This is a genomic window from Streptomyces rubrogriseus, assembly GCF_027947575.1.
Taxonomy (GTDB): Bacteria; Actinomycetota; Actinomycetes; order Streptomycetales; family Streptomycetaceae; genus Streptomyces; species Streptomyces rubrogriseus.
Genome location: NZ_CP116256.1, coordinates 2,928,193 through 2,952,851, shown reverse-complemented (window position 1 = coordinate 2,952,851; position 24,659 = coordinate 2,928,193). Strand labels below are relative to the sequence as shown.

Here is a 24,659-nt window from a genome sequence, read left to right as displayed (position 1 = left end):
TCCTGGCCGATCATGGATCCGAGGTGACCCGATGACCGAAGTGCTCCTGCTGCTGGTGGCGATCCTGCTCTCGCTCTTGTGCGGCGCCTTCGTCGCGGCCGAGTTCTCGCTGACCACCGTCGAGCGCGGCGAACTGGAGCGCGCCGCGGCGCGGGGCGAGCGGGGCGCGGCGAGCGCCCTCAAGGGCGTACGGAACCTGACCTTCCAGCTCTCCGGCGCCCAGCTCGGCATCACGGTCACCAATCTGGTGGTCGGCATGCTCGCCGAGCCGTCGGTCGCGGCGCTGATCGCGGGGCCGCTGGAGGACCTCGGGGTGTCGCGTTCGGCGGCGTCGTCGCTGGCGCTGGTGCTGGGCACCGCCCTGTCGACGGTCTTCCTGATGATCGTCGGGGAGCTGGTGCCGAAGAACTGGGCGATCTCCGCGCCGCTGGCCGTGGCCAAGCGGGTGGGCGGGCCGCAACGCTGGTTCAGCGCGGTCTTCCGGCCTTTCATCACCCATCTGAACAACACCGCCAACCGCGTCGTGCGCCGCTTCGGTGTGGAGCCCGCCGAGGAGCTGGCGTCCGCGCGCGGCCCGCAGGAGCTGGCGGCGCTCGCCCGGCACTCGGCGAAGGAGGGCGCGCTGGAGGCCGACACCGCCGAGTTGTTCGTGCGCACCCTGAACCTGGCCGACCTGACGGCGCAGCAGGTGATGACCCCGCGCGTCCAGGTCGTGGCCCTCGACGCCCGGGCGACGTGCGAGGACGTGGCGAACGCGACGCGGGCGACGGGACTGTCCCGGTTCCCGGTCTACCGGGACAGCCTCGACGCCGTGGTCGGGACGGCGCACGTCAAGGACGTGCTGGCGGTGCCGGCCGAGCGGCGGCCCGGGATGCCGGTCGCCGACCTGATGCGCGAGCCGCTGCTGGTCCCCGAGTCGCTGACCGTGGACCGGCTCCTGGACCGGCTCTCCGGGCGGCGCACGATGGCCGTGGTGATCGACGAGTACGGCGGTACGGCCGGGGTGGCCACTCTGGAGGACATCGTCGAGGAGGTGGTCGGCCAGGTGCGGGACGAGCACGATCCGCACGAGACGCCCGACCTCGACCCGGCCGGCACGGACGAAGCGGGGCGCGCGCTGTACTGGGCCGACGGATCCGCGCGCGTGGACCGGCTCGAGCGGCTGGGCCTGCGGGTGCCCGAGGGCCCGTACGAGACGGTCGCGGGACTGGTGGCGGCCGGTCTCGGGCACATCCCCGCCGTCGGCGACAGCCTCGACGTCGCCGGCTGGCGGCTGGACGTCGTGGACGCCACGGGGCGCAGGGCCGCCCGGGTGCTGATGCACGCCCCCCTTGACGACGGAACCGACGGACCCGACGGACCCGACCGAGCCGACAAAACCGACGCCGCCGAGCCCGGCCCGGGCGACGGGGAGAACGAAGGGGAGGCCGGCCGGTGACCGCCGTACAGCTGCTGATCGGTCTGGCGACCCTGGTCGTCAACGCGTTCTTCGTGGGCGCCGAGTTCGCGCTGATCTCCGTGCGCCGCAGCCAGGTTGAGCCGTACGCCGAGGAGGGCGACACCCGCGCGAAGCGCGTGCTGTGGGGGCTGGAGCACGTGTCGGCCCTGCTGGCGGCGGCGCAGCTCGGCATCACGCTGTGCACGCTGGTCCTCGGCATCGTCGCGGAACCGGCGATCGCGCACCTGCTGGAGCCGGTGTTCCACGCGGTGGGCGTGCCGTCGGGCGCCGGGCACGCGGTGTCGTTCGTGCTCGCCCTGGCGCTGGCGACGTATCTGCACATGCTGCTCGGCGAGATGGTCCCGAAGAACATCTCGCTGGCCGAGCCGGTGCGCAGCGCGCTGATCCTCGGGCCGCCGCTGGTGGCGCTGTCCCGGGCGCTGCGCCCGGTGATCTTCACGGTCAACGCCTTGGCGAACGGGCTGCTCAAGCTGCTCAGGGTCGAGGCCAAGGACGAGGTGGCGGCGACCTTCACGGACGCGGAGCTTGCGGAGATCGTCAAGGACGCGGGCGAGGCCGGGCTGATCGACGACCGGGCACGGGAGCGGCTGCACGACGCCCTGGAGCTGGGCCGCCGACCGGTGCGGGACGTGGTGCTGCCGCTGGAACGCGTCGTCCACGCGCGCGTGGGCATCACCCCGGAGCAGTTGGAGCGGCTGTCGGCGCAGTCGGGGTTCTCCCGTTTCCCGGTGGTGGACGACGGGCGGCGGATCGTCGGCTACCTGCACGTGAAGGACGCCCTGGACGCCTCGCCGCGGGACCTGCCGTTCCGGCTGCGGGACATGCGCCCCATCGCCCGGGTGCGCGAGCGCACCCCGCTGGACGACGTGCTCACCGCCATGCGGCGCAGCCGTACGCACCTGGCGGCGGTGCTCGGCTCCGACGGGCGGCTGGCGGGCCTGGTGACCATGGAGGACGTCCTGCGGGAGCTGTTCGGGCAACGGACGTGAGCCCGGCGTCCGGCGGGCCCCGCGGGCCCTCGGGGACGACGCGGCGGAGGGCGACCGACCGGCGGGTATGTGCAGGGGATACCATTTCCGTCGCCATGCAGACGAACCCCGCGTACACCAGTCTCGTCGCCGTCGGCGACTCCTTCACCGAGGGCATGTCGGACCTGCTGCCCGACGGCTCCTACCGTGGCTGGGCCGACCTCCTCGCCACCCGGATGGCGGCCCGCTCCCCCGGCTTCCGGTACGCCAACCTGGCGGTGCGCGGGAAGCTGATCGGACAGATCGTCGACGAGCAGGTGGACGTGGCCGCCGCCATGGGAGCCGACGTGATCACGCTGGTCGGCGGGCTCAACGACACGCTGCGGCCCAAGTGCGACATGGCCCGGGTGCGGGACCTGCTGACCCAGGCCGTGGAACGGCTCGCCCCGCACTGCGAGCAGCTGGTGCTGATGCGCAGTCCCGGCCGCCAGGGTCCGGTGCTGGAGCGCTTCCGGCCCCGCATGGAGGCCCTGTTCGCCGTGATCGACGACCTGGCCGGGCGGCACGGCGCCGTGGTCGTCGACCTGTACGGGGCCCAGTCGCTGGCCGACCCGCGGATGTGGGACGTGGACCGGCTGCACCTGACCGCCGAGGGCCACCGCCGGGTCGCGGAGGCGGTGTGGCAGTCGCTCGGCCACCAGCCCGAGGACCCCGAGTGGCACGCACCGATCCCGGCGACGCCGCCGCCGGGGTGGGTGACGCGCAGGACCGCGGACGTCCGGTTCGCCCGGCAGCACCTGCTGCCCTGGATAGGCCGCAGGCTGACCGGCCGCTCGTCCGGGGACGGCCTGCCGCCCAAGCGCCCGGACCTGCTGCCCTACGAGGACCCCGCGCGGTGAACCCCGGCACCGCGCGGCCTTTCGCAGGTGCCGACGGCCGTTCGTAGCTTCCGACGGCCCTTCGTAGGTTCCGACGAACCGCCCCGCGGCGCCGACCTGCACGAATCGCCAGTAGAATCCGTCCACGTGACTTCCGCTCCCGCCAAGCCCCGCATCCCGAACGTCCTCGCCGGACGCTACGCCTCCGCCGAGCTCGCCACCCTCTGGTCGCCCGAGCACAAGGTGAAGCTCGAGCGGCAGCTCTGGCTCGCCGTGCTGCGGGCCCAGAAGGACCTGGGCATCGAGGTGCCCGACGCCGCGATCGCCGACTACGAGCGCGTCCTCGACCAGGTCGACCTGGCCTCGATCGCCGAGCGCGAGAAGGTCACGCGGCACGACGTGAAGGCGCGGATCGAGGAGTTCAACGACCTCGCCGGGCACGAGCACGTCCACAAGGGCATGACCTCCCGCGACCTGACGGAGAACGTCGAGCAGCTCCAGATCCGGCTCTCGCTGGAGCTGGTCCGGGACCGTTCCGTGGCCGTCCTGGCCCGCCTCGGCAAGCTGGCCGGCGAGTACGGCGAGCTGGTCATGGCCGGGCGCTCGCACAACGTGGCGGCGCAGGCGACGACGCTGGGCAAGCGGTTCGCCACCGCCGCCGACGAGCTGCTCGTGGCGTACGGCCGGGTGGAGGAGCTGCTCGGCCGCTACCCGCTGCGCGGTATCAAGGGCCCGGTCGGCACCGCCCAGGACATGCTGGACCTGCTCGGCGGTGACGCGGGCAAGCTGGCGGACCTGGAGCAGCGGATCGCCGGGCATCTCGGCTTCTCGCAGGCGTTCACCTCGGTCGGCCAGGTGTACCCGCGCTCCCTGGACTACGAGGTCGTCACCGCGCTGGTGCAGCTCGCCGCCGCGCCGTCCTCGCTGGCCAAGACGATCCGCCTGATGGCCGGGCACGAGCTGGTCACCGAGGGCTTCAAGCCGGGCCAGGTCGGCTCGTCCGCGATGCCGCACAAGATGAACACCCGTTCCTGCGAGCGCGTCAACGGCCTGACGGTGATCCTGCGCGGCTACGCCTCGATGACCGGCGAGCTGGCGGGCGACCAGTGGAACGAGGGCGACGTGTCCTGCTCGGTGGTGCGCCGGGTGGCGCTCCCCGACGCCTTCTTCGCGCTGGACGGGCTGCTGGAGACGTTCCTGACCGTGCTCGACGAGTTCGGCGCCTTCCCGGCCGTCGTGGCCCGGGAGCTGGACCGCTACCTGCCGTTCCTGGCCACCACGAAGGTGCTGATGGGCGCGGTGCGGGGCGGGGTGGGCCGCGAGGTCGCGCACGAGGCGATCAAGGAGAACGCGGTCGCCTCCGCGCTGGCCATGCGCGAGCAGGGCGCCGAGCGCAACGAACTCCTCGACAAGCTGGCCGCCGACGACCGCATCCCGCTGGACCGTGCCGCCCTGGACGCGCTGATGGCCGACAAGCTCTCCTTCACCGGCGCCGCGGCCGACCAGGTCGGCGTGGTCGTCGGCCGGATCGAGGACATCGTCAAGCGGCACCCGGAGGCCGCCGGTTACACCCCCGGAGCGATCCTCTGACCCGCTTCACCCGGGCCGAGCTGGAGGCCGCCCGCGACCGTCTCGTACCGGACGTCGTCGCGGACGGCCTCCGCGTGCTGTTCTGCGGCATCAACCCCGGCCTGATGACGGCGGCGACGGGCCACCACTTCGCCCGCCCGGGCAACCGCTTCTGGCCGGTGCTGCATCTGTCCGGGTTCACTCCGCGGCTGCTGCGGCCGTCGGAGCAGGGGCTGTTGCCCTCGTACGGGCTCGGCATCACGAACGTCGTGGCGCGGGCCAGCGCGCGGGCGGACGAGCTGACCGCCGAGGAGTACCGGGAGGGCGGCCGGCTGCTGGCGCGGAAGGTGGCGCGGCTGCGGCCCGGTTGGCTGGCGGTGGTGGGTGTCACCGCGTACCGGGCCGCCTTCGACGAGCCGAAGGCCCGGGTGGGGCCGCAGGAGCGGACGTTCGGGAGCACGCGTGTGTGGGTGCTGCCCAATCCCAGCGGGCTCAACGCGCACTGGACGGCGCAGACGATGGCGCAGGAGTACGCCCGGCTGCGGGAGGCGGCGCACGGGACGGAGGCGCACGGGGCGGGGGCGCACGGGGCGGGGGCGCAGGCCTAGGCGTGGGCAGCCGCGGTCACGGTGGTGCTTCCTGCGTGACCACCGCCAGCAGCAGCACCTCGTCCGCCTCGTCGCGGTCGGCGACGGCCACCGCGACCCAGCGGCCGGTGCCCTCGGCCTCCCAGAGGCACGCCACCCGCGCGGCGGCGCTCAGCCCGGCCCACGGCTCGGGTATCTCCTCGCGCTCGGTCCGCAGCAGGACCGTCTGCAGGTTGTAGGGGTCCGTCGGCCCCCAGCGCGTGGCGAGCCGTTCGTAGAGGGCGTCCCGGTCCTTCTCGTACTGCTCGACCGTCGCCGCCCGCTCGCCCGGGGCTCGTCCGCGCAGGCCGCGGCTGCTCTCCAGCACCGCCGTGAAGTACCCGGGAGCCGCGGTGCCCCCGTCCGACGGGCCGTGCTCCGCCGGGAAGGGCCGGAAGCACAGCTCGTCGACGAGGGCGAGGTGCCGCGCGATGTTCATGCCTCCAGTAAACCCGCCGCCACTGACAATTGGCGGGGCGTCAGCCGCCCCGCCGGTCGTCCGTGGTCAGGCGTCCCGGCGGCGCAGCCGCCAGAATCCGGCCAGCAGCGCGGCCGCCGCCCACAGCGCGGTCACCGCGAGCCCCGTCCAGGGCCCCAGGGTCCCGTCGTGCGTCCGGTAGAGGACGATCTGACCCGCCTTGTCGGGCAGGAAGTCGGCGGCTGTGCCCGCCGCGTCCCCGATCACGAAGGAGACGACGAGGATGAACGGGATCAGGGTGGACAGGGTGGCCACTCCGCTGCGGAACAGGGTGGTGAGCCCGGCGGCGAACAGGGCCATGAGCATGAGGTAGATCCCGCAGCCCACGACGCCGCGGACCTGCTCGCCCGCGGTGAGCCCGTCCGCCGCCGTGCCCAGGCCCGCACGAGCCGCGAGCAGGGCGGCGAGCGCGGTGGCCAGCCCCACCAACAGGGCCGGTACGGCGATGACCGCCAGCTTCGCCGCGAACCACCGGCCGCGCTGCGGCACGGCGGCCAGGGAGAGCCGGATCCCGTTGCCCTGGTACTCGGAGGAGACGACGAGGGCACCGAAGGCGATGGCCGCGATCTGGCCGGGCATGACACCGGACAGGGCCGTGAACAGCGGGTCGAAGTCCGGATCGGAGGCGTCGGACGACCCGGCCAGAGCGGAGAACGCCGTGGTGACCACGGCCAGGGCCAGCAGGGTGCCGCACAGCGAGCGCAGGGTGAGCACCTTGAGCGCCTCGGCGCGGAGGACGGGCGTGAGGTTCATGGTCGGGCCTCCTCGGGCTGTGCGGCGAACTCGGTCTCGGCGGCGGTCAGGTCGAGGTAGGCCTGTTCCAGCGTGCCCTCGGCCGAGGCCAGTTCGAGGACGGGTACGCCCGCGCCGGACACGATCCGGCCGACGTCGTCCACGCGCGCGTGGTGCACGGTCCAGTAACCGTCGTCGTGTTCCACGGCGTCGTGTCCGTGCCGGGCGAGCGCGGCCTTGAGCGCGGTCGCGTCCGGCGTCCGGATGCGCACCCGCGGCTGCACGCGCGCGTCGATGAACTCCCGCATCGGGGTGTCGGCGAGGAGCCGGCCGCGGCCGAGGACGACGAGGTGGTCGACGAAGGACGCGGTCTCGTTCATCAGGTGGCTGGAGACCAGCACCGTGCGCCCCTCGGCGGCGAGCCCGCGCAGCAGTCCGCGGATCCAGATGATGCCCTCGGGATCCAGTCCGTTGGAGGGCTCGTCCAGCATCACCACCTCGGGATCGCCCAGCAGCGCGGCGGCGATGCCCAGGCGCTGACGCATGCCCAGGGAGTACGTCTTCACCCGGCGGCGGGCCACCGCGGCGATGCCCGTCTGCTCCATCACCTCGTCGACCCGGCGGGCCGGAAGGCGGTTGCTCGCCGCCAGGACGCGCAGGTGGTCCCGTGCGGTGCGCGAACCGTGGGCGCAGTCCGCGTCGAGCAGGGCCCCGACGAGCCGCAGGGGTTCCTCCAGGGCGGCGTAGGGGCGGCCGCCCACGGTCGCGGTCCCGGCGGTCGGCCGGTCGAGGCCGAGGACGAGCCGCATGGTGGTGGACTTCCCGGCGCCGTTGGGGCCGAGGAAGCCGGTGACCCGGCCGGGGCGCACGGTGAAGGAGAGGCCGTCGACGGCTCGTCGGGTGCCGTACTCCTTGGTGAGGTCGCGGACGTCGATGCTGGTCATGGCAACAGCGTGGCGGACGCGCCGCGCGGGGGCCTCCCCCGCCGGTGGACCGTGCCTCCCCCGTGCGGGGGAGCCGCCCCGCCGGTGCCGGATGACACGATGACGGGATGGTTCGCCTGCTGCGCCCGCTGGTACGCGGGAGGACGTACACCCGGCTGCTGCACCTGTGGGTGCCGGTGGCCGCGGTCAGCGTGTGGTGGTGGGTCGAACCGGAGCTGCCCTGGGTGCCGCTGCTCGTGCTGGTGCCGGTGGGTCTGATCCCGGCGGTGCGGGTGGGCGAGGTGATGCAGGCCCGGCTGCTGCTGACACCGGACGAGGCGGACCCGGACTTCGCCACGCTGCCGGCCACCGCCTGGCGGGACCGCTGGCGGACCGTGCTCTGGCTGGAGGTGCGGACGCTGCTCGGCGGGGTGGCCGCCTACCTCACGGTCTGGCTGCCGATCGTGGCGTACACCCTGGCCGCGCGCACGGCCGGGCACGTGACCGAGGACCTGCCCGCCCTGTCGGGCCGACCGCACTGGTTGTACGGCCTGCTGGCGCCGCTCCCGCTCCTCGTGCTGTACGCGGCCGTGGTCGGCCTCGGCGAGGTGCTCACCGCCGCCGCCCGGCGACTGCTCGGCCCGTCGGCCGCCGAACGCCTCACGGCCCTCGAGGTGCGCACCGAGCAGCTGTTGGAACGCACCCGGATCGCCCGTGAGCTGCACGACTCCATCGGTCACGCGCTGACCGTGGCCGTCGTCCAGGCGGGGGCCGCTCGCACCGCGAACAGCCCGGAGTTCACCGACCGGGCCCTGACGGCGATCGAGGAGACGGGCCGGGCGGCCCTGGAGGACCTGGAGCGGGTGCTCGGGGTGCTGCGGGAGGCGGAGCGGCCGGTGAGCGCCCGGCCGACGCTCAGGGACGCCGACCGGCTCCTGGAGTCCGCGCGCGCGTCCGGGGCCACGGTGGACGCCGAGGTCACCGGCCCGCTGGAGGGCCTGCCGGGCCCGGTCTCCCGGGAGGGTTACCGCATCCTCCAGGAGGCGCTGACCAACGTGCTGCGGCACGCGGGTCCGGTGCCGGCCCTGGTCCGTATCGGGGTCGTGGACGGGGCGCTCACCCTGGAGGTGCGCAATCCGCTGCCGGACGACAGGGCCGCCCCGGGCCGCGGGAGCGGTCTGCGCGGCATACGGGAGCGGGCCGCGCTGCTGGGCGGGCGGGCCCGCACGGGGCCGGACGGCGCCGGTGACTGGCAGGTGCGCGTCGAGCTGCCGCTCGGCTGATCTACGCTGGGCGGATGCCGGTCAGAGTGCTCCTCGTCGACGACGAACCCCTGGTGCGCGCGGGTCTGCGGGCCGTGCTGGAGGCGCAGCCGGACATCGAGGTGGTCGGTGAGGCGGCCGACGGGGCGGCGGTCGTCCCGCTGGTGCGGCAGGTGCGGCCGGACGTGGTCGCCATGGACGTCCGGATGCCGCTGCTGGACGGGATCGAGGCCACGCGCGCGTTGCTGCGGACGGTGGCGGACCCGCCGAAGATCCTCGTGGTGACGACCTTCGAGAACGACGAGTACGTGTACGAGGCGCTGCGCGCGGGCGCCGACGGCTTCCTGCTCAAGCGGGCCCGGCCGGCCGAGATCGTGCACGCCGTGCGGTTGATCGCCGAGGGCGAGTCCCTGCTGTTCCCCGCCTCGGTGCGGCAGCTGGCCGCCGAGTACGGCGACGGCGGCGGAAACCGCGCGGCCCGCGCCGAGTTGGCGCGCGCCCGGCTGACCGAGCGGGAGGGCGAGGTGCTGCGGCTGATGGCGCGGGGGCTGTCGAACGCGGAGATCGCCGCACGGCTGGTGGTCGGCACGGAGACGGTGAAGTCGCACGTGAGCGCCGTACTGGCGAAGCTGGGGGCGCGCGACCGCACCCAGGCGGTGATCACGGCGTACGAGTCGGGGTTCGTGGCGCCCGGCTGAGGGCGCCGCGGGGAGCGGGAACGGCGGGCCGGAACTCGCCGGGGTCCGGCGGGCCGAGTACCATCCGGCCCACACGCGCACGAGCTGGGAGGACGGACCTTGGCAGGCCTGACCGGCGGGGATCCTTCGCTGTTGCGGAGGATCAATTCCGCTGTGGTGCTGCACGCGTTGCGTGCGACGGACGCCGCGACGCTGACCGAGATCACCCGGGTGACGGGGCTGTCCAGGCCGACCGTCGAGGGCGTCGTCGAGGGGCTGATAGAGGCCGGTCTGGTCGTCGAGGCGGCCGCCGACGAGGGGACGGCCCGGCGGCAGGGGCGGCCCGCGCGGCGGTTCCGGTTCCGGGCGGAGGCGGGACACCTGCTGGGCCTGGAGATCGGCCCGCACCGCGTGGCCGCGCTCCTGTCCGGCCTGGACGGCCGGGTGATCGGCGCCCAGGCCAAGGACGTGGACGAGAACGCGCCGGCCGACGAGCGGCTGGAGCGGCTGCGTACGGCCGTGGCCGAGCTGCTGCGCCGGGCCGGTGTGGCGCGCGGCTCGCTGCGGGCGGTCGGCGCGGCCACGCCCGGCATCGTCGAGGCGGACGGCACGGTCCGCCTGGGCACCGCGCTGCCCGGGTGGACGGGTCTTGGCCTGGGTGAGCGGCTGAGCCGGTCCTTCAAGTGCCCGGTGCTGGTGGAGAACGACGCGAACGCGGCGGCGGTGGCCGAGCACTGGAAGGGGACCGCCACCGAGTGCGACGACATCGTGTTCGTGCTGGCCGGGCTCAGCCCCGGGGCGGGGGCGCTGATCGGCGGACGGCTGCACCGGGGGTACGGCGGGGCGGCCGGGGAGATCGGCGCGCTGCACCTGCTGGGCCGGGACGTGACGCCGGAGACGCTGCTGTCCACCACGGACCAGCCGCTGCACCCGCTGGACGAGCAGGCGGTCGCCAAGGTCTTCGCCGAGGCCCGCGAGGGCGACGAACGGGCCCGTGCGGCCGTCGAACGCTTCATACAGCGGCTGGTGCACGACGTGGCGGCGCTGGCGCTGGCGCTCGATCCGGAGATGGTCGTCATCGGCGGCTGGGCGGCCGGCCTCGACGGCGTGCTGGAGCCGTTGCGCCGGGAGCTGGCCCGCTACTGCCTGCGTCCGCCGCGGGTGGCCCTGTCGCTGCTCGGCGAGGCCGCGGTGGCGACGGGTGCGCTGCGGCTGGCCCTCGACCATGTGGAGGAGCAGCTGTTCGCGGTCGAGGGCGCGACGGCCCGCCGCTGATCCACGGGCGGCGGTGGGGCTGCGCCGGTCAGGATGCCTGGGTCTCGGGGCCGTGGTGGATCTGCACGTCGCCGAAGTCGCCGAACGTCAGCCGGCAGGTGTCCGCGCGGTAGGTGGCGACGGAGAGGGCGGCGGTGCGGCCCTCGGCGAGGTAGCGGGTGGTGACGACGAGGACGGGCGCGCCCGGGAGGCGGTCCAGCTCCTTCGCGTCGTCCGCGCCGGCCGAGCCCAGCTCGACGGCGCTCTCCTGCCGCTCCAGGTCCCCGCGCTGCAGTTCACGCAGGACGGCACGCGCGCGTGCGGGGCCGGAGGGCGCGTCGATGGCGGTGAGGTCGGGCACCGAGGACGCCGGGACGTAGAGCAGTTCCGCGGCGACGGGCTGGCCGTGGCTCACGCGGGAGCGGCGGACGGTGTGCACCGGCTCGTCGCGGTCGGTCCCCAGGGCGTCGGCCACGGCCGCGGGAGGTGCCGCGAGGACGCAGTCGGCCGGCTGCCAGGCGTCGTCGGCCGTCCCGGGCCAGGCGTGCTCCCGGGTACCGACGGCCACGCCGACGCGCGGCGGCGCCACGGTCGTACCGACGCCCCGGCGACGCTGGAGCCTGCCCTCCAGCTCGAGCTGTTCCAGGGCCTGGCGCAGGGTCGCGCGCGCGACGCCGAAGCGGGCGGCGAGATCGCGTTCGTTGGGCAGGATCTCGCCCACCTCGAACTCCGAGTCCAGCGCCTCGCTGAGCACGGTCCTGAGGTGCCAGTACTTGGGCTCCGGCACCGATTCCAGCTGCGTGGTCCCCACCCTGTCCTCCGCAATCGCCGTGGTCCGGCGGCGTTTTGACGCCCTTGTTTATTAAAGGTTGTTGCAGTTCTCTGCGACCATAAAACGCCCCACCCCCTTGGTCAAGACCAATCCCGCGACGGAACCGGCCCCGGCCCCCGTCGCGGGACGGGGGCCGGGGCCGTGAGCTGCCGGAGGGAAGCCGGGGCGGGATCAGGGAACGCCGGCCAGCGACACCAGTTTGTCCGGGTTGCGGATGATGTACATCGACTGGATGCGGCCGTCGACGACGTCCACCTGGATGACGGAGTCCGGCTTGCCGCCGGAGCGGACCAGCAGGGCCGGGCCGCCGTTGAGCTCCAGGAAGTGGAAGGTGGCGTCCGGAATGCCCTGCCGCGCGACACCGAGCAGGAAGCGGCCCACCTTTTCGGAGCTCTCCAGCACGCGCAGCGGTGCCTTGGACCGGCCACCGCTGTCGCCCACCAGCCGGACGTCCGGCGCGAGCGTGGCCAGCAGGCCGGCCAGATCGCCCTCGGCCGCGGCGGCGAGGAAGCGCTCGGTGAGGTCGCGGCGCTGCGCCGGGTCGACGTCGTAGCGGGGGCGCCGCTCGTCGACGTGCTTGCGGGCGCGTCCGGCGAGCTGGCGCACCGCGGCCTCGCCGCGCTCCAGCATGGCGGCGATCTCCGCGTACGGGTAGCCGAAGGCCTCCCTGAGGACGAACACCGCCCGTTCCAGCGGCGACAGCGACTCCAGGACGACGAGGACGGCGAGGGAGACGGAGTCGGCGAGGACGGCCCGCTCGGCGGTGTCCGGCACCGCGTCCCCGAAGTCGGTGACGTAGGGCTCGGGCAGCCACGGGCCCACGTAGGTCTCGCCGCGCGACTTGACCTGGCGCAGCCGGTCGATGGCGAGCCGGGTGGTGACGCGCACCAGGTAGCCGCGGGGTTCGCGGACGGCGGCGCGGTCGGCGCCGGACCAGCGCAGCCACGCCTCCTGGACCACGTCCTCCGCGTCGGCCAGGCGGCCGAGCATGCGGTAGGCGACGCCCAGGAGGACGGGCCGGTGTTCTTCGAAGACGTCGGTCGCGGTGTCGGTGGTCACCGCTCCATCCCAGCGGACGCGTCCCGCCGTGTCCAGGCGGAATCGCCCCCGCCCGAGGCCGGCCGACGACCGGGGGCTACCCGTCGGTAGCTCTTACTGACAAGGTGTCTACGCAACGTCGTCGTTCATCCGTTCCCGCAGACACGTGTTCCCACAACATGTGTTCGCGGCAAGGAGCAACAAGGAGCCCCCGTGTCCGCAACGCTCTCCTTCACGGCCCCCACCGAGCACGGTCCGCAGGACATCACCCTCGCCTACGCGCGCGTGGGTGAGGGCGAGCCGCTGCTACTGCTGCACGGCATAGGTCACCACCGGCAGGCCTGGGACCCGGTGGTCGACATCCTCGCGACCGAGCGCGAGGTGGTAGCCGTGGACCTGCCGGGGTTCGGGCAGTCGTCCGCACTGCCGCACGGCCTGCCGCACGATCTGCCGACGACGGTCGCGGTACTCGGCGCCTTCTGCGCGGCGCTGGGGCTCGACCGGCCGCACGTGGCCGGCAACTCGCTGGGCGGTCTGCTGGCCCTGGGGCTCGGCCGGGAGAACCTGGCGCGGTCGGTGACGGCCCTGTCCCCGGCCGGCTTCTGGACGCAGGCCGAGCGGCGCTACGCCTTCGGCGTCCTGATGGGGATGCGCCGGACCGCCCGGAGCCTGCCCCTCCCGCTGGTCGAGCGGCTGTCCCGCACCGCGGTCGGCCGCACCGCGCTGACGAGCACGATCTACGCCCGTCCCGGCCGCCGCTCCCCCGAGGCGGTCGTCGCCGAGACGCTGGCGCTCGCACACGCGCAGGGGTTCTCCGAGACGCTCCGGGCCGGACGGAGCGTGCTGTTCACCGACGACGTGCCCGGCGTCCCCGTCACCGTGGCGTGGGGCGACCGGGACCGGCTGCTCCTGCCCCGGCAGGGCATACGCGCCAAGCGCGCCATTCCGCGGGCCCGCCTGGTGCGGCTGCCCGGCTGCGGCCACGTCCCGATGAACGACGACCCGGCGCTGGTCGCCCGCGTTCTCCTGGACGGCAGCAGGGCTCAGTCGGCCAGCGCCTTGAGGACTTCGTTCAGCACGGTCGCGTTGTAGGGCATGCTCACGTGCGGGGTGTGGTCGTCCGGGTCGATGTCCTGAAGGACGATGTTGTTGACGTAGCGGCCCTCGGTCTCCGCAAGGGCGCACGACGTGTACGGAGTGACCACGTCGTCGTACCGGGTGGCGATGACGGTGTGGCGGACCCCCTCCGTGGTCTCGCCGAGATCGGCCAGCTCACGCTGGAAGGGGTGGTCGTGCTGGAGCTGCGGCCAGGCCGGCACGACCTCCCCGACGGCACCCTGTTCGAGGAGTTCCACCGCGCCGGGAATCTGGCGGGCGAGGTTCATCAGCCCCTGTGCCGTGACTCCGTGGTTGCTGGGCGCGATGCCGACGAAGTTGCGCACCTTGGGTCCTCCGCCCAGGGCGTTCAGGTAGTAGCGCGGCACCATGCCGCCCTGCGAGAAGCCGACCACGTCGACCTCCTGGGCTCCGGTCCGCCGCAGTACCTCGTCGACGAAGTCCGCGAGCTGCCGGGCGGAGTGCTTGATGTCGCCCAGGCCGAAGATCACGGGGTGGCCGTGCTGGCCGTAGTCGAGCCGGAAGACCCGGTGACCGTGCTGTCGCAACAGCGGTGTCGCCGTGTTCCAGGTGTAGCCCCGGTTGCCGAAGGTGCCGTGCACGAGCACCACCGGACGCGGATGCTCCTCGGTGGACGGGGTGTTCCAGTCGTCCTCTCCCGCCGGTACGTCGACGGTCGCGACGACCTGCGCTCCGCAGGCCTGGGCGACCGCGCGCAGGCGGTGCGGGGCCTCGGTGATGTCCGTGCCGATGTCGTCCGAGTTGGCACCGGGGCTACGGGGATCGAGAAAACTCACGGTCTTCTCCCTTTCTTTGAGCAATGGCGCGGAGTTTGAACCGCCTCCTCAGCCTCGTGTCCATCGCAGATGCTCACGGTGCGGGAGCGGCGGGCTCCCGGACCGGTTCGGTGGGGCAGCTTCTGAAGGCGAGTACGGCGTTGTGGCCGCCGAAGCCGAAGGAATGGCTCAGGGCCAGGTCGACGGGCTGGTCCCGGCTGGTGCCGGTGACGGCGTTGATCTCGGCGTCTCCTTCCTGTTTCTCCAGGTTGGCCACGGGAGGCACCCGGCCGTGCGCCACGGACAGGGCGGTGATCGCCGCTTCGACCGCTCCGGCCGCGCCGAGCAGGTGGCCGAGGGTGCCCTTGACCGAGGTCACGGAGGGCCGGTGAGGGAAGAGGCGGCGGATCAGACGGGCCTCGGCGGCGTCGTTGAGCGGCGTGCTGGTGCCGTGCGCGTTGATGTGCTGCACGTCCGCGGGGCGGGCGCCGGCGTCGTCGAGGGCCCGCCGCACGGCGAGGGCGGCGCCCTTGCCCTCGGGGTCGGGTGCCACCGGGTGGTGGGCGTCGGACGATGCCCCGTAGCCCGCCAGCAGGGCGTAGCCGGGGCGTCCGCGGGCCCTGGCCGCACTCGCCGGCTCCAGGACCAGGGCCGCACCGCCCTCCGCCATGACGAAGCCGTCCCGGGCGGTGTCGAAGGGCCGGGAGGCGGCCGGCGGGTCGTCGCCGCGCCGGGACAGCGCGCCCATCCGGTCGAAGCCGGTGACCCAGAGGGGCTGTACGACCGCGTCGGAGGCGCCCGCGACGGCGATGTCGCAGGCCCCGGAGCGCAGCAGTTGCAGGGCGGTGCCGATGGCGGTGGCGCCCGAGGCGCAGGCGGTGACCGTGCACAGCGCCGGGCCCCGGGCCCGCAGGTGAATGGTGAGCTGTCCGGTGGCCATGTTGGGCAGGAACATCGGCAGCAGCAGCGGTGACACGCGTGCCGTGCCCACCTCGAGCAGTTTGCGGTGCTGGTCCAGCATGGTGCCGGTGCCGCCGGCCGAGCTGCCGAAGACCACCGCGACGCGGTCCGCGTCCCAGTCGGCCGGGTCCAGACCGGCGTCGGAGACCGCCTCCAGGGCGGCGCAGAGGGCGAACTGGGTGAAGCGGTCGTACTGCCAGGGGCGTGAGCCTGGGATGTGAGCGCGGGGGGAGAAGTCCGGTACGAGGCAGGCGAAGTCGACCGGGAGGCCCTTGAGTTCGGGGACGTGCCGGGCGGTGGGGCGGCCCGCGCACACGCCGTCCCAGGTGGCCTCGCGACCGGTGCCGGCCGGAGTGACCAGGCCGATCCCGGTGACGGCGACGTCGGGACGGGCGCCGGTCACGACTTGACGGCCTCGACCATGAGGTCGGCCACGCCGGCCAGGGTGAGGTCCGGGTCGGCCTCGCCGTCCTGTACTTCGATGCCGAGTTCCTCGGTGAGTACGACGAAGAGCTCCACCACGGCCAGCGAGTCGAGGTCCAGCTGCTCGAAGGTCGCGGTGGGGACGATGGCCTCGGTGGGCACTTCGAACTTGTTGCTGAGAACCGAGGCGAGCAGGTCGTAGGCGCGGCTGTGCGGCGTGGTGTCGGTGGTCATGTCGGGGGTGTCCTTTCCTGTCCGACGGGCGGTCCCCCGGGGGTGGTGGGGGTCCGTGTGGTGGGGGTCCGTGGCGGCGGGTCGGCGGTCAGCCGAGCGCGGCCGGTGCCTCCAGCTCCTCCTTGACGTCCTTGAGCAGGGCCATCGCGTCCCGGCCGTTGACCACCCGGTGGTCGTAGACCAGGCCGAGGTGGACGAACCGGTGGGTGCGGGGAGTGCCCTGCGCGTCCAGGAGCACCTGGTCGTCGACGGCGCCGACGGAGACCACGCAGGTCTGGCCGGGGAAGACGATGGGGGTGGCCAGGACCATGCCCTCGGTGGTGTGCGGGGCGACCATGATGTTGGCTCCGGCGAGTTCGGCGGCCTGGAACGTGCCCCGGAACGCCTTGCTCCGGAAGCCGGTGAGCAGGTCGGCGATCCGGTCGCCGCTCAGCTCGGCGGCGTCGTGCACCACCGGGGTGTACAGACCTCGGCCCGCGTCCATGGTGACGCCCACGTGGGCCCGTTCGCTCTCGCGCACCGCGCCGTCGTCGGTGAGCGCGGCGAACATCAGGGGATGTGCCGCGTGCCGGCGCGCCACCGCCTTGATCAGCAGGACGGGCAGGGAGACGAAACTGCCGGTGCGCTCGGACAGCCGCCGGGCCAGTTCCTCCGCCTGACCGACGTCGACCTTGGCGTAGGCGGCCGCGGCCGGAACGGTCCGCATCGACTCGGTCACCACCGCTCCCACCGTCCGCTGCCGCTTGGACAGTTGGCGCCCGGCGGTGGCGGGCTCCGACGCGGCCCGCCGCACCAGGGCCTCGACGTCGGCCGTACGGATGACCGTGCGCCCGAGACCGCGCAGCTCGTCCTCGGACACGCCGTGGCGGTCGGCGAGCTCACGGGCCGCGTTGGTGATGCTCAGCTCCGCGCCTGGGGTTGCGGATGTCGCCGCCGGGGTGGCGGCCGACGCCCGGTAGGAGTCGCGCTCCTCGGCCGACTCGAAGAGGTAGGCGATGGTCTGCCCCGGCCGGCACTCCTGGCCGCCGCCGACGAGGACGTGCAGGATTCCGGAGCCGGTGCTCTCGATCTCCTCACTGGCCTTGGAGGTCTCCACGACCGCCAGCGGTTCCTCGCCCTCGATGCTGTTGCCGTCGGGGACGAGCCACTCGACCAGGGTGTAGCTGGAGTCGTTCGTGTTGAGCGTGGGCAGCTCGATGCCGATCACTTCGTCGCCTCCATGATCGCGCGGTGGATGGTGGACGGCTGGAGCAGCACGTCGTGCTCCAGGTGCGCCGCGGTCGGGACGATGCACGGCTCGGCGCTCAGCGGCAGTACCGGGCGGGCCAGTCGGCTCCACAGCTGCTCGTGGAGTTGCTGTGCGAGCAGTTCGCCCCAGGTCCCGTCGGCCGTGGAGTCCTCCATGACACAGATGCGGTCGGCACGGGACAGCACCGGGAGCAGCGCCTTGCTGTCGAAGGGGTAGAGCTGGGAGGGCACCAGCAGTTCACACGTGATCTCCTCTTCGAGGAGCAGGGTGCGCAGGGCGGTGACGGCCCGTTCGGTGAGTCCGCCCGGGGCCAGGAGGATCCAGTCGGGGGGCCCGCAGTCCGGCGCGAACACCCGGGCGGTCTCGCTGGGATCGGCCAGCACCTCGTAGCGGAAGAGGTCGTCCACGACCCCGTCCCGGTACATGGCGCGGGTGTAGAGCACCTTGTCCTCGAAGAGCACACCGGGCTCCTCGCGGTCGAGCATCGCGGTCAGTACGCGCTGGTTGTCGTGGAACGGGGAGACTTCCCGCAGGTGCAGCGAGGGAATGCCGAGGAAGTGCTTCTGCAGGCTCTGGCTGTGCGTCGGGCCGTACCCCCGGTTGCCGCCGGTGGGGCAGCGCACGACCATGCTCATCGGGACCCTGCGGCCGTACATCGACACGGACTTGGCGGCGAAGTTCAGCAGCGGGTCGAAGGCCAGCGCGGCGAAGTCCGAGAACATCATCTCGACCACGGACCGGTTGCCGGCCAGGGCCAGGCCCGCGCCCACCCCGGCGATGCCGCCTTCGCTCAGCGGTGAGGACAGCACCCGGTCCGGGAAGCGGTCGGAGAGCCCCCGGGTCACCTTGAACGCCCCGCCGTAGGGGTCGGCGACGTCCTCACCGATCAGATACGTGCCGGGGTGGGCGCCGAGGAGGTGGTGCAGGGCGCTGTTGAGGTTCTCGGCCACGCGCTGGCGCCTGGTCATCGGGCCTCCCATCGGGACGCCGGACGCGCGCCGACCTCTCGTACGACGGCCGCGACGGCCTCCGCCTGTGCCTGGTCGGCGGCGGCGAACTGCGCGGGATGGTCCTGTCGGTAGCGGCGGTACCAGTCGTGCCTGGCCGCTCGCTCCCGGACCTCGGCCGCGCGGGTGTCGTCCCCCTTGCTGTGCGGGCCCACCCGGTGGGTGACGCACTCGACCACGTACGGCCGGTGCCGGTCGCGGACCTGCTCGACCACGGGGGTGAGGGCGGCGCGTACGTCGGTGACGTCCACGGAGTCGATCCGCAGGTGGCCGACCCCGAAGGCCGCCGCCCGGGCCGCGACGGTGCCGGACATCTGCCGCTCGGTCGGTGTCGACTGGGCGATCCCGTTGTGCTCCACCACGACGAGCACCGGGACCTGCCACAGCTGCGCCATGTTGAGCGCCTCGTACACGGCGCCCTCGCCCCAGGTGCCGTCGCCGATGTGGACCACCGCGATCCGGCCCGGCTCGGCCCCCTTCAGGTGCAGGCCGACTCCCACGGCGACGGGCAGGCTCTGGCCCTGTACGCCGGTCGACAGGTAGCGGTCGCGGTAGATGTGCTGGCTGCCGCCCACGCCGTGGCAGACGGCACCGGCCCGCCCCATGATCTCCGCGAGCAGGCCGTGCGGGTCGTGGAAGCGGGCCAGGTAGTGGCCGTGCCCGCGGTGGTTGCTGAAGACGTAGTCGCCCTCGTCCAGCAGCGGGTAGAGCGCGACGGGGATGTACTCCTGGCCGAGGCAGGTGTGCGTGGTGCCGTGCAGCCGGCCCTGGGAGAACAGCTCCAGCACGGCCAGTTCGAAGTGGCGGATCATCAGCAGGGTGCCGAGATCGGCGTCGGACAGACGGGACAGGGGTCGGGCCACGACACCGGCTTCGGGTGCGCCGACGGCCCTGAGGTCGACCGCGGGGGACGCGGACGTGACGTTCATGAGGTGCTCCTTACGGAAGTTCGACCACCTGGGCGCACCAGGTCAGCCCGGCGCCGAAGCCCAGCAGCAGCGCCTTGTCGCCGGGCCGTACGGTGGCCGAGGCGAGCAGCGACTCCAGGGCCAGCGGGATGGACGCCGAACTGGTGTTGCCGTCGGTGACGATGCTGCGGGCGATCGCCACGTGCTCGGGCGGGCGCAGTCGGCGCACCATCGCGTCGATCAGCCGCCCGTTGCACTGGTGCGGCACGAAGGCGCCGATGTCGTCCCAGGTGAGCCCGGCCGCGTCGAGTGCTTCCTGGGCCACTTGCGGCATGTGCGAACCGAACCAGCGGACCACCCGGGTGCCGTCCATGTGCATGTACGGGCGGGCGGCACCGGGTTTGGGCGGGGCGCTGGTCATCCAGGGCTCACCGGGGCCGTGGGTTCCCCACACCGCCGGTCCGATCCCGGGGTGCTCCGCGGCGCTGACCACGGCGGCCCCGGCGGCATCGCCGAAGACCATGACGGTCGCGCAGTCGTCGGGGTCGGTGATGTCGCTCAGCCGCTCGGCGGCGACGACCAGGATCTGACGCGCCTGCTGTGCGGCGATGAGTCCGGAGGCCAGGGCCAGCCCGTAACCGAACCCGGCGCACCCGCCGTTGACGTCGAACCCGCCGGCCCGGCCGGCTCCGATGCGGTGGGTGAGACTGGCGGCCCGGCACGATGCCTGGCCGACGCTGCTGGCGGAGGAGAACAGGACACAGTCCAGGTCCTCGGCGAGCACGCCCGCTTGGGCCAGGGCCTTGTCCGCCGCCTGCGCGGCCATCTCGACGAAGGTGTCGTCGGGGTCGGCCTTCAGCCTGGTCCGGATCCCGGTGATCTGCTCGATATAGCCGTCCTCGTGACCGAACCTGGTGTCGAGTTCGGCGCTGGTGAGCAGGCCACCGGGGCGGTAGACGCCGATGCCGGTCAGCCGTCCCGCGCCCCGGGCCATCAGCGGGCTCCGTCCGCCGCCGCGACGGCCGCCCGGCCGTTCACGTAGTCGAGGGTCCGTCGGACGGTGCGCAGGTCGTGCACCGCCTCGTCCGGGATGGGAACGCCGTAGCGCTCCTGGATCCGCTCGGCCAGTTCGATGACGGCCATCGAGTCGAACCCCAGCGATGTGAAGGGCGCGTCGGCCGGCTGCTCCGAGAGCGCCCGGGCCGCTTCGGCGCCGGCGATCTCGGCCACCATCGCCGTCAGGTCTTCCAGGGTGAAAGGGGACATTGCGGAAACTCCAGCTGTTGAGATGCGGGGAGGGTGACGGGAGGCACGGGTGGAGAGGACCGTACGTGGGTCACTGGGCGGGCAGCAGGGCGTCGCGGCTCAGGAAGGCGAGCATCCTGCGGAAGTAGTCGGAGTCGAGCACGGGCGGGGCGCGGTGCGCGGTCGCCGCGGTGGGGCCGGCGGTGTCCGGCCCCGGGGCGGGGATCATCTGCCGGAGGGTCTCGCCGGCCAGCCGCAGGGTGCTGCGGGGGACCTCGTCGCCCAGGTCGCGAAGCCGCTCCAGCCAGGTGTCGAACGGGACGAGCGGAAGGTCGACACCGGCGTCCGCGAAGCCCTGGAAGTACGACCGGAAGGGCAGCGGCTCGGGATCGATCACGTGGAACACCTGTCCTCGGGCAGGCCGGCTCAGGGACAGCTCGACGATGGCGCGGCTGGTGAAGTCGACCGTGCCGACCGGCAGGAGGCCGGGGTGGTCGGGGGCGCAGCCGGCGCGGATGCTCGCCGTCGTCAGGTGGACGAACCAGTCCGACTTCCCCACCAGGCCGGTGCGCGAGTCCGCCAGGATCACCCCGGGCCGGTGCACCATCGTGGGCGATCCGCGGTCCGCGGCCTGCGCGACCAACTGCTCGGCGACCCATTTGGTGGCGCAGTAGCCGGAGACACCGGTCCCGGCCTCCCGGGCCGCCGGGATCACCCCCATCGTCGAGATGTAATGCACGGGAATTCGGCGGGTCCGGGTCGCCAGTCTCAGGATTTCCAGGGTCCCCGACACATTGCAGCCGCGCAGGATCGGGTAACTCGCCAGGAGATTGACCCAGGCGCCGCAGTGGTAAATGACGTCGATGTCGCGCGAGAGGCCCGAGAACTCCTCGTCGGTCAAGCCGAACCGCGGCTTCGCCAGGCTGCCGGGCACGACGTCGATCCGGGACTTGTGGTGCTCCGGCACATTCCGGGCGCGCAACTGACCGGCGAGCCGCTCCCGGGCCTCAGCGGCCGATTCCGCTCTCACCAGGCAATGGATTCGAGCATCGGTGGCATCCAGCAGGTCGGCGAGCAGGGAACCGCCGAGGAATCCGGTGGCTCCCGTCAGCAGAATTCTCTCAGGCGGCCCTTCGGGAGTATCCGGCAGAGCCGAGGCATCGATTTCCGCCGGAAGTCGCAAATCTTCGGCGATCGGGAAACTGACCATACCAACACCGCATTTCAGCACAGGCGAGATTCGGTCCTGCCCTGAACACTCCCCGCACCTCACGAGGTTTACTACAGAAATCTTCCACCAGTGGGAGCGCAGGGCGCATCCTCCCGGCCGTCACCCGCTCCCGCACCGCCACAACGGATGAGTAGGGCTCATTCATTCGAACAGGCCATGGCTCCGATTGGACGGCCGGAACGTACGCCCGGAGCGCATCACCGGTATCGCGCGCCGTCGGTTGCACGCCAACGCGCTTACACGGACGAGGCGTTGCGGAACGAGGGGCGGGGGGCGGCGGCGGCCCGGGCGTAAAGACAGGTGAGACGGACACAGCCAATGGGTCGTGAGACAAGGGGGGTTGGGCCATGGTCGCAGGGCCCGAGATGCCGGAGGTCCCCGATCCCGGTGGGAGCGGGGCGAGTTCACACTCCGATCCACCGAAGGCGTTGCCCGAGGCATGGCAGCCCCTGCTCGGCCGCCCGGCCCTCGCGGAGCTGCTCGGGCACCCCCTCGCGGGCGCCGCGCTGAAGGAGATGTGCCGGCTCCTGCCGCCCCACGTCGCCGTGCACTCTCTGCGGACGTTCCTGCTGGCCGACGCCTGTGCGCGGACCCACGGGCTCGCCTACGACCGGGTCGGCCTGCTGGCCGCCGCGGCGTTCCACGACGCCGGGCTGGTAGGGCGCACTCCGCTCGGCCGCGGTGGATTCCCGTGCCGCTCCGCCCAGTTGCTCGACCACTTCCTGACCCGACAGCAGGTGGGCACGGTGCGGCGCACGACCCTCACGCGTGCGGTGCGCGAGCACATGCGGCCGTTCCCCGCTCGGGACGCCGGACCCGAGGCGCGGCTGCTGCACTTCGGCGTGTGGCTGGACGTCACCGGGCGCGGCGGGCGGCAAGTGCCCGGGGACCGCCGACTGTTGGCCCGACTGGCGCCCACCCCCTGGTTCGCCGTGTCCTTCTCCGCCCGGTTGGTGGCCTGCGGGCTGCGCCGGGTGCTGCCGGGCTCCCCGGTCGCCCACCGGTGACCGGGGAGCCCGGCGACTCGCTCTTCCCGTCGCGAAAGGAACCGCAGACATGCAAGAAGACCAGCGTGTTTTCGATGTCGCCATCGTCGGAGGCGGCATCGGCGGGACGATGCTGGGGGCGGTACTCGCACGTCACGGCGTGCGAGTGCTGCTGCTCGAGGGCAGCGGCCACCCCCGGTTCGCCATCGGAGAGTCCACCGTCCCCGAGACCACGTTCGGGCTCCGGGTCCTGGCCCGCCGCTACGACGTCCCCGAGCTCGATCACCTGGCGACCAACGCGGCACTGCGCCGCCACGTGTCGTCGAACAGCGGGGTCAAGCGGAACTTCAGCTTCATCTACCACCGGGAGGGCGAGCCCACCCGGCCCGACGAGTGCACCCAGTACCCCACCTGGGGGCCTCCGCTCGGTCCCGACTCGCACTACTTCCGGCAGGACGTGGACGCGTACATGTTCCACGTCGCCGTGTCCTACGGCGTGACCGCGTACACCCACACCATGGTCGACGACGTGAAGTTCGAGGAGGACGGCGCCACTCTCGTCACCCGGGACCGGGGCACCTTCCGGGCTTCGTACGTGGTCGACGCCGGCGGCATGCGGGCGGTCCTGCCCGAGCGCCTCGGGCTGCGGCAGGAACCGCCCTACCGCACGAGGTCGCGCACGATCTTCACGCACATGGTGGACGTGCGCCCCTTCGACGCCGTGGCGCCCCCGCGTGCCCAGCACGGCATGCCCAGCCCGTTCAGCCAGGGAACGCTCCACCACATGTTCCCGGGCGGATGGTTCTGGGCCATCCCGTTCGACAACCAGTCGACCAGCACGAACCAGTTGTGCAGTGTCGGCCTCAACCTCGATCTCGACCAGCACCCCCGGCCGGAGGACATCTCGGCGGAGGAGGAGTTCTGGCAGTACGTACGCCGGTTCCCCAGTGTGGCCCGGCAGTTCGAACGGGCGCGGGCGGTCCGGCCCTACGTGTCCACCGACCGCACCCAGTTCGCCTCGCAGAAGGTCGTCGGCGACCGGTGGTGCCTGCTGCCGCACGCCAGTGACTTCATCGACCCGCTCTTCTCCAGCGGACTCGCCGTCACCGTGATGGCGCTCAACGCCCTGGGCCACCGGCTGATCGACGCGGTGCGCCAGAACGACTTCGACACCTCCCGGTTCGCGTACCTGGACCACTGGACCAAGCGCATGTTCCGGTTCTACGACGACCTGGTGTCCTGCAGCTACATCGCGTTCGACGACTTCGACCTGTGGAACGCCTGGAACCGCGTGTGGACCATCACCACGCTGTACGGCACGAACGCCCAGAACCAGGTCGCCGTGACGTTCGAGAAGACGCACGACCCGGCCTGTTTCGACTTGCTGGAGCAGCCGCCGTACCGAGGTCTCCAGGGTATGGACAACCCCTGGGTGGAGCGGATGTTCGACCAGTCGCGCGACGCCGTACTCGCCTATCGTGAAGGTGAGTTGACGAAGGAGCAGACGATCGCCCGCATCTACGAGCTGCTGGGCGAGAGCGGACTGGTCCCCGCGGTGTGGGGCACCCTGGACCCCGACGACCGGTGCCCGTCCGGGGTGTTCACCCTCTGGCCGCTGATGAAGATCCTGCTGTGGGGCAAGTACCGCTCACCGCAGCACGTCCGGGGCTCCTACTTCACCGGCGGAGCGCGGCTGGTGGGCAAGGAAGCGGTCCAGGCGTACACCACCGAGCTGCGCGCCGGCAGCTCCCAAGTGCACCAGACCGTACGGGACATGTGGCGCAACTGGAACCGCGACTGGGCGCGGCGGCCCGCTCCTCGGAAATGA

The 24,659-nt window shown here is 72.7% G+C and carries 25 protein-coding genes; 11 read left to right on the top strand and 14 right to left on the bottom strand.

Annotated features, from left to right (window positions below):
- Positions 1 to 31: 31 nt before the first annotated feature.
- From Sru02f_RS13520 to mug, 5 genes are all read left to right on the top strand, one after another.
- Positions 32 to 1,438 (top strand): hemolysin family protein, encoded by a 1,407-nt coding sequence (locus tag Sru02f_RS13520; protein WP_109030267.1) that lies wholly within the window; start codon positions 32 to 34, stop codon positions 1,436 to 1,438.
- The gene (locus tag Sru02f_RS13515) at positions 1,435 to 2,448 is read left to right on the top strand and encodes a hemolysin family protein (RefSeq protein ID WP_109030266.1); all 1,014 of its coding nucleotides are present in this window, start codon (positions 1,435 to 1,437) and stop codon (positions 2,446 to 2,448) included. The genes Sru02f_RS13520 and Sru02f_RS13515 overlap by 4 nt, the downstream gene beginning before the upstream one ends.
- A gap of 95 nt (positions 2,449 to 2,543) precedes the next feature.
- Entirely contained in the window at positions 2,544 to 3,326 is a 783-nt protein-coding gene (locus Sru02f_RS13510) for an SGNH/GDSL hydrolase family protein (protein ID WP_109030265.1), read from the top strand.
- 126 nt (positions 3,327 to 3,452) lie between these two features.
- A complete protein-coding gene (purB, locus tag Sru02f_RS13505; RefSeq protein WP_109030264.1) occupies positions 3,453 to 4,895 on the top strand; it encodes an adenylosuccinate lyase in 1,443 nt (480 codons plus the stop codon).
- A 20-nt stretch (positions 4,896 to 4,915) separates the two neighbouring features.
- The gene (gene mug, locus Sru02f_RS13500; RefSeq protein ID WP_109031402.1) at positions 4,916 to 5,482 is read left to right on the top strand and encodes a G/U mismatch-specific DNA glycosylase; all 567 of its coding nucleotides are present in this window, start codon (positions 4,916 to 4,918) and stop codon (positions 5,480 to 5,482) included.
- Between the two features lie 16 nt (positions 5,483 to 5,498).
- Here the strand turns inward: mug and Sru02f_RS13495 are convergent, their stop codons facing one another.
- The 3 genes from Sru02f_RS13495 to Sru02f_RS13485 form a co-directional block, all read right to left on the bottom strand.
- A complete protein-coding gene (locus tag Sru02f_RS13495; protein WP_109030263.1) occupies positions 5,499 to 5,939 on the bottom strand; it encodes a hypothetical protein in 441 nt (146 codons plus the stop codon).
- Positions 5,940 to 6,005: 66 nt separating this feature from the next.
- The gene (locus Sru02f_RS13490) at positions 6,006 to 6,731 is read right to left on the bottom strand and encodes an ABC transporter permease (RefSeq protein WP_109030262.1); all 726 of its coding nucleotides are present in this window, start codon (positions 6,729 to 6,731) and stop codon (positions 6,006 to 6,008) included.
- Positions 6,728 to 7,654, bottom strand: coding sequence for an ABC transporter ATP-binding protein (locus tag Sru02f_RS13485; RefSeq protein WP_109030261.1), 927 nt, complete (start codon positions 7,652 to 7,654; stop codon positions 6,728 to 6,730). Before Sru02f_RS13485 ends, Sru02f_RS13490 begins: the two co-directional genes overlap by 4 nt.
- A 107-nt stretch (positions 7,655 to 7,761) precedes the next feature.
- Here Sru02f_RS13485 and Sru02f_RS13480 point away from each other — a divergent pair, with 107 nt between their 5' ends.
- From Sru02f_RS13480 to Sru02f_RS13470, 3 genes are all read left to right on the top strand, one after another.
- Complete coding sequence (locus tag Sru02f_RS13480) at positions 7,762 to 8,916, top strand: sensor histidine kinase (RefSeq protein ID WP_109030260.1); 1,155 nt, start codon at positions 7,762 to 7,764, stop codon at positions 8,914 to 8,916.
- Between the two features lie 14 nt (positions 8,917 to 8,930).
- Positions 8,931 to 9,593 carry a response regulator transcription factor gene (locus Sru02f_RS13475; protein ID WP_003977570.1) on the top strand — a complete coding sequence of 221 codons (663 nt, stop codon included), beginning with the start codon at positions 8,931 to 8,933 and terminating at the stop codon, positions 9,591 to 9,593.
- Positions 9,594 to 9,692: 99 nt separating this feature from the next.
- A complete protein-coding gene (locus Sru02f_RS13470) occupies positions 9,693 to 10,847 on the top strand; it encodes an ROK family transcriptional regulator (RefSeq protein WP_109030259.1) in 1,155 nt (384 codons plus the stop codon).
- Between the two features lie 28 nt (positions 10,848 to 10,875).
- Here the strand turns inward: Sru02f_RS13470 and Sru02f_RS13465 are convergent, their stop codons facing one another.
- Both Sru02f_RS13465 and Sru02f_RS13460 read right to left on the bottom strand, forming a co-directional pair.
- Complete coding sequence (locus tag Sru02f_RS13465; protein WP_109030258.1) at positions 10,876 to 11,637, bottom strand: GntR family transcriptional regulator; 762 nt, start codon at positions 11,635 to 11,637, stop codon at positions 10,876 to 10,878.
- A gap of 192 nt (positions 11,638 to 11,829) precedes the next feature.
- Positions 11,830 to 12,717: an RNA polymerase sigma-70 factor gene (locus Sru02f_RS13460; RefSeq protein ID WP_109030257.1), complete on the bottom strand. Its 888-nt coding sequence runs from the start codon at positions 12,715 to 12,717 to the stop codon at positions 11,830 to 11,832.
- A gap of 192 nt (positions 12,718 to 12,909) precedes the next feature.
- Between Sru02f_RS13460 and Sru02f_RS13455 the strand changes: the two genes are divergently transcribed.
- Positions 12,910 to 13,788, top strand: coding sequence for an alpha/beta fold hydrolase (locus tag Sru02f_RS13455; RefSeq protein WP_109030256.1), 879 nt, complete (start codon positions 12,910 to 12,912; stop codon positions 13,786 to 13,788).
- Here Sru02f_RS13455 and Sru02f_RS13450 read toward each other — a convergent pair.
- From Sru02f_RS13450 to Sru02f_RS13410, 9 genes are all read right to left on the bottom strand, one after another.
- Complete coding sequence (locus Sru02f_RS13450; protein WP_109030255.1) at positions 13,740 to 14,609, bottom strand: alpha/beta fold hydrolase; 870 nt, start codon at positions 14,607 to 14,609, stop codon at positions 13,740 to 13,742. The genes Sru02f_RS13455 and Sru02f_RS13450 overlap by 49 nt on opposite strands.
- Before the next feature lie 73 nt (positions 14,610 to 14,682).
- Entirely contained in the window at positions 14,683 to 15,951 is a 1,269-nt protein-coding gene (locus Sru02f_RS13445) for a beta-ketoacyl-[acyl-carrier-protein] synthase family protein (RefSeq protein WP_109030254.1), read from the bottom strand.
- Complete coding sequence (locus tag Sru02f_RS13440) at positions 15,948 to 16,205, bottom strand: acyl carrier protein (RefSeq protein WP_109030253.1); 258 nt, start codon at positions 16,203 to 16,205, stop codon at positions 15,948 to 15,950. Before Sru02f_RS13440 ends, Sru02f_RS13445 begins: the two co-directional genes overlap by 4 nt.
- 88 nt (positions 16,206 to 16,293) lie before the next feature.
- Positions 16,294 to 17,412, bottom strand: a complete 1,119-nt coding sequence (locus tag Sru02f_RS13435; RefSeq protein WP_109030252.1) for a 2-oxo acid dehydrogenase subunit E2 — start codon at positions 17,410 to 17,412, stop codon at positions 16,294 to 16,296.
- A complete protein-coding gene (locus tag Sru02f_RS13430; RefSeq protein ID WP_109030251.1) occupies positions 17,409 to 18,422 on the bottom strand; it encodes an alpha-ketoacid dehydrogenase subunit beta in 1,014 nt (337 codons plus the stop codon). Before Sru02f_RS13430 ends, Sru02f_RS13435 begins: the two co-directional genes overlap by 4 nt.
- Positions 18,419 to 19,390 carry a thiamine pyrophosphate-dependent dehydrogenase E1 component subunit alpha gene (locus tag Sru02f_RS13425; RefSeq protein WP_109030250.1) on the bottom strand — a complete coding sequence of 324 codons (972 nt, stop codon included), beginning with the start codon at positions 19,388 to 19,390 and terminating at the stop codon, positions 18,419 to 18,421. The genes Sru02f_RS13430 and Sru02f_RS13425 overlap by 4 nt, the downstream gene beginning before the upstream one ends.
- Before the next feature lie 10 nt (positions 19,391 to 19,400).
- Entirely contained in the window at positions 19,401 to 20,363 is a 963-nt protein-coding gene (locus tag Sru02f_RS13420; protein WP_109030249.1) for a ketoacyl-ACP synthase III, read from the bottom strand.
- A complete protein-coding gene (locus tag Sru02f_RS13415; protein ID WP_003977559.1) occupies positions 20,363 to 20,635 on the bottom strand; it encodes an acyl carrier protein in 273 nt (90 codons plus the stop codon). Before Sru02f_RS13415 ends, Sru02f_RS13420 begins: the two co-directional genes overlap by 1 nt.
- A gap of 70 nt (positions 20,636 to 20,705) precedes the next feature.
- Complete coding sequence (locus Sru02f_RS13410; protein ID WP_244941758.1) at positions 20,706 to 21,845, bottom strand: thioester reductase domain-containing protein; 1,140 nt, start codon at positions 21,843 to 21,845, stop codon at positions 20,706 to 20,708.
- A gap of 347 nt (positions 21,846 to 22,192) precedes the next feature.
- Here Sru02f_RS13410 and Sru02f_RS13405 point away from each other — a divergent pair, with 347 nt between their 5' ends.
- Together Sru02f_RS13405 and Sru02f_RS13400 are read left to right on the top strand one after the other, a co-directional pair.
- A complete protein-coding gene (locus Sru02f_RS13405; protein ID WP_109030247.1) occupies positions 22,193 to 22,852 on the top strand; it encodes an HD domain-containing protein in 660 nt (219 codons plus the stop codon).
- Between the two features lie 49 nt (positions 22,853 to 22,901).
- Positions 22,902 to 24,659 carry an NAD(P)/FAD-dependent oxidoreductase gene (locus Sru02f_RS13400; RefSeq protein WP_109030246.1) on the top strand — a complete coding sequence of 586 codons (1,758 nt, stop codon included), beginning with the start codon at positions 22,902 to 22,904 and terminating at the stop codon, positions 24,657 to 24,659.

Coding starts and splice junctions, on each gene's coding strand:
- Sru02f_RS13520 (WP_109030267.1), top strand. CDS start 32: ATGACCGAAGTGCTCCTGCTGCTGGTGGCGATCCTGCTCTCGCTCTTG.
- Sru02f_RS13510 (WP_109030265.1), top strand. CDS start 2,544: ATGCAGACGAACCCCGCGTACACCAGTCTCGTCGCCGTCGGCGACTCC.
- Sru02f_RS13495 (WP_109030263.1), bottom strand. CDS start 5,939: ATGAACATCGCGCGGCACCTCGCCCTCGTCGACGAGCTGTGCTTCCGG.
- Sru02f_RS13490 (WP_109030262.1), bottom strand. CDS start 6,731: ATGAACCTCACGCCCGTCCTCCGCGCCGAGGCGCTCAAGGTGCTCACC.
- Sru02f_RS13485 (WP_109030261.1), bottom strand. CDS start 7,654: ATGACCAGCATCGACGTCCGCGACCTCACCAAGGAGTACGGCACCCGA.
- Sru02f_RS13480 (WP_109030260.1), top strand. CDS start 7,762: ATGGTTCGCCTGCTGCGCCCGCTGGTACGCGGGAGGACGTACACCCGG.
- Sru02f_RS13475 (WP_003977570.1), top strand. CDS start 8,931: ATGCCGGTCAGAGTGCTCCTCGTCGACGACGAACCCCTGGTGCGCGCG.
- Sru02f_RS13440 (WP_109030253.1), bottom strand. CDS start 16,205: ATGACCACCGACACCACGCCGCACAGCCGCGCCTACGACCTGCTCGCC.
- Sru02f_RS13430 (WP_109030251.1), bottom strand. CDS start 18,422: ATGACCAGGCGCCAGCGCGTGGCCGAGAACCTCAACAGCGCCCTGCAC.
- Sru02f_RS13425 (WP_109030250.1), bottom strand. CDS start 19,390: ATGAACGTCACGTCCGCGTCCCCCGCGGTCGACCTCAGGGCCGTCGGC.
- Sru02f_RS13420 (WP_109030249.1), bottom strand. CDS start 20,363: ATGGCCCGGGGCGCGGGACGGCTGACCGGCATCGGCGTCTACCGCCCC.
- Sru02f_RS13415 (WP_003977559.1), bottom strand. CDS start 20,635: ATGTCCCCTTTCACCCTGGAAGACCTGACGGCGATGGTGGCCGAGATC.
- Sru02f_RS13405 (WP_109030247.1), top strand. CDS start 22,193: ATGGTCGCAGGGCCCGAGATGCCGGAGGTCCCCGATCCCGGTGGGAGC.
- Sru02f_RS13400 (WP_109030246.1), top strand. CDS start 22,902: ATGCAAGAAGACCAGCGTGTTTTCGATGTCGCCATCGTCGGAGGCGGC.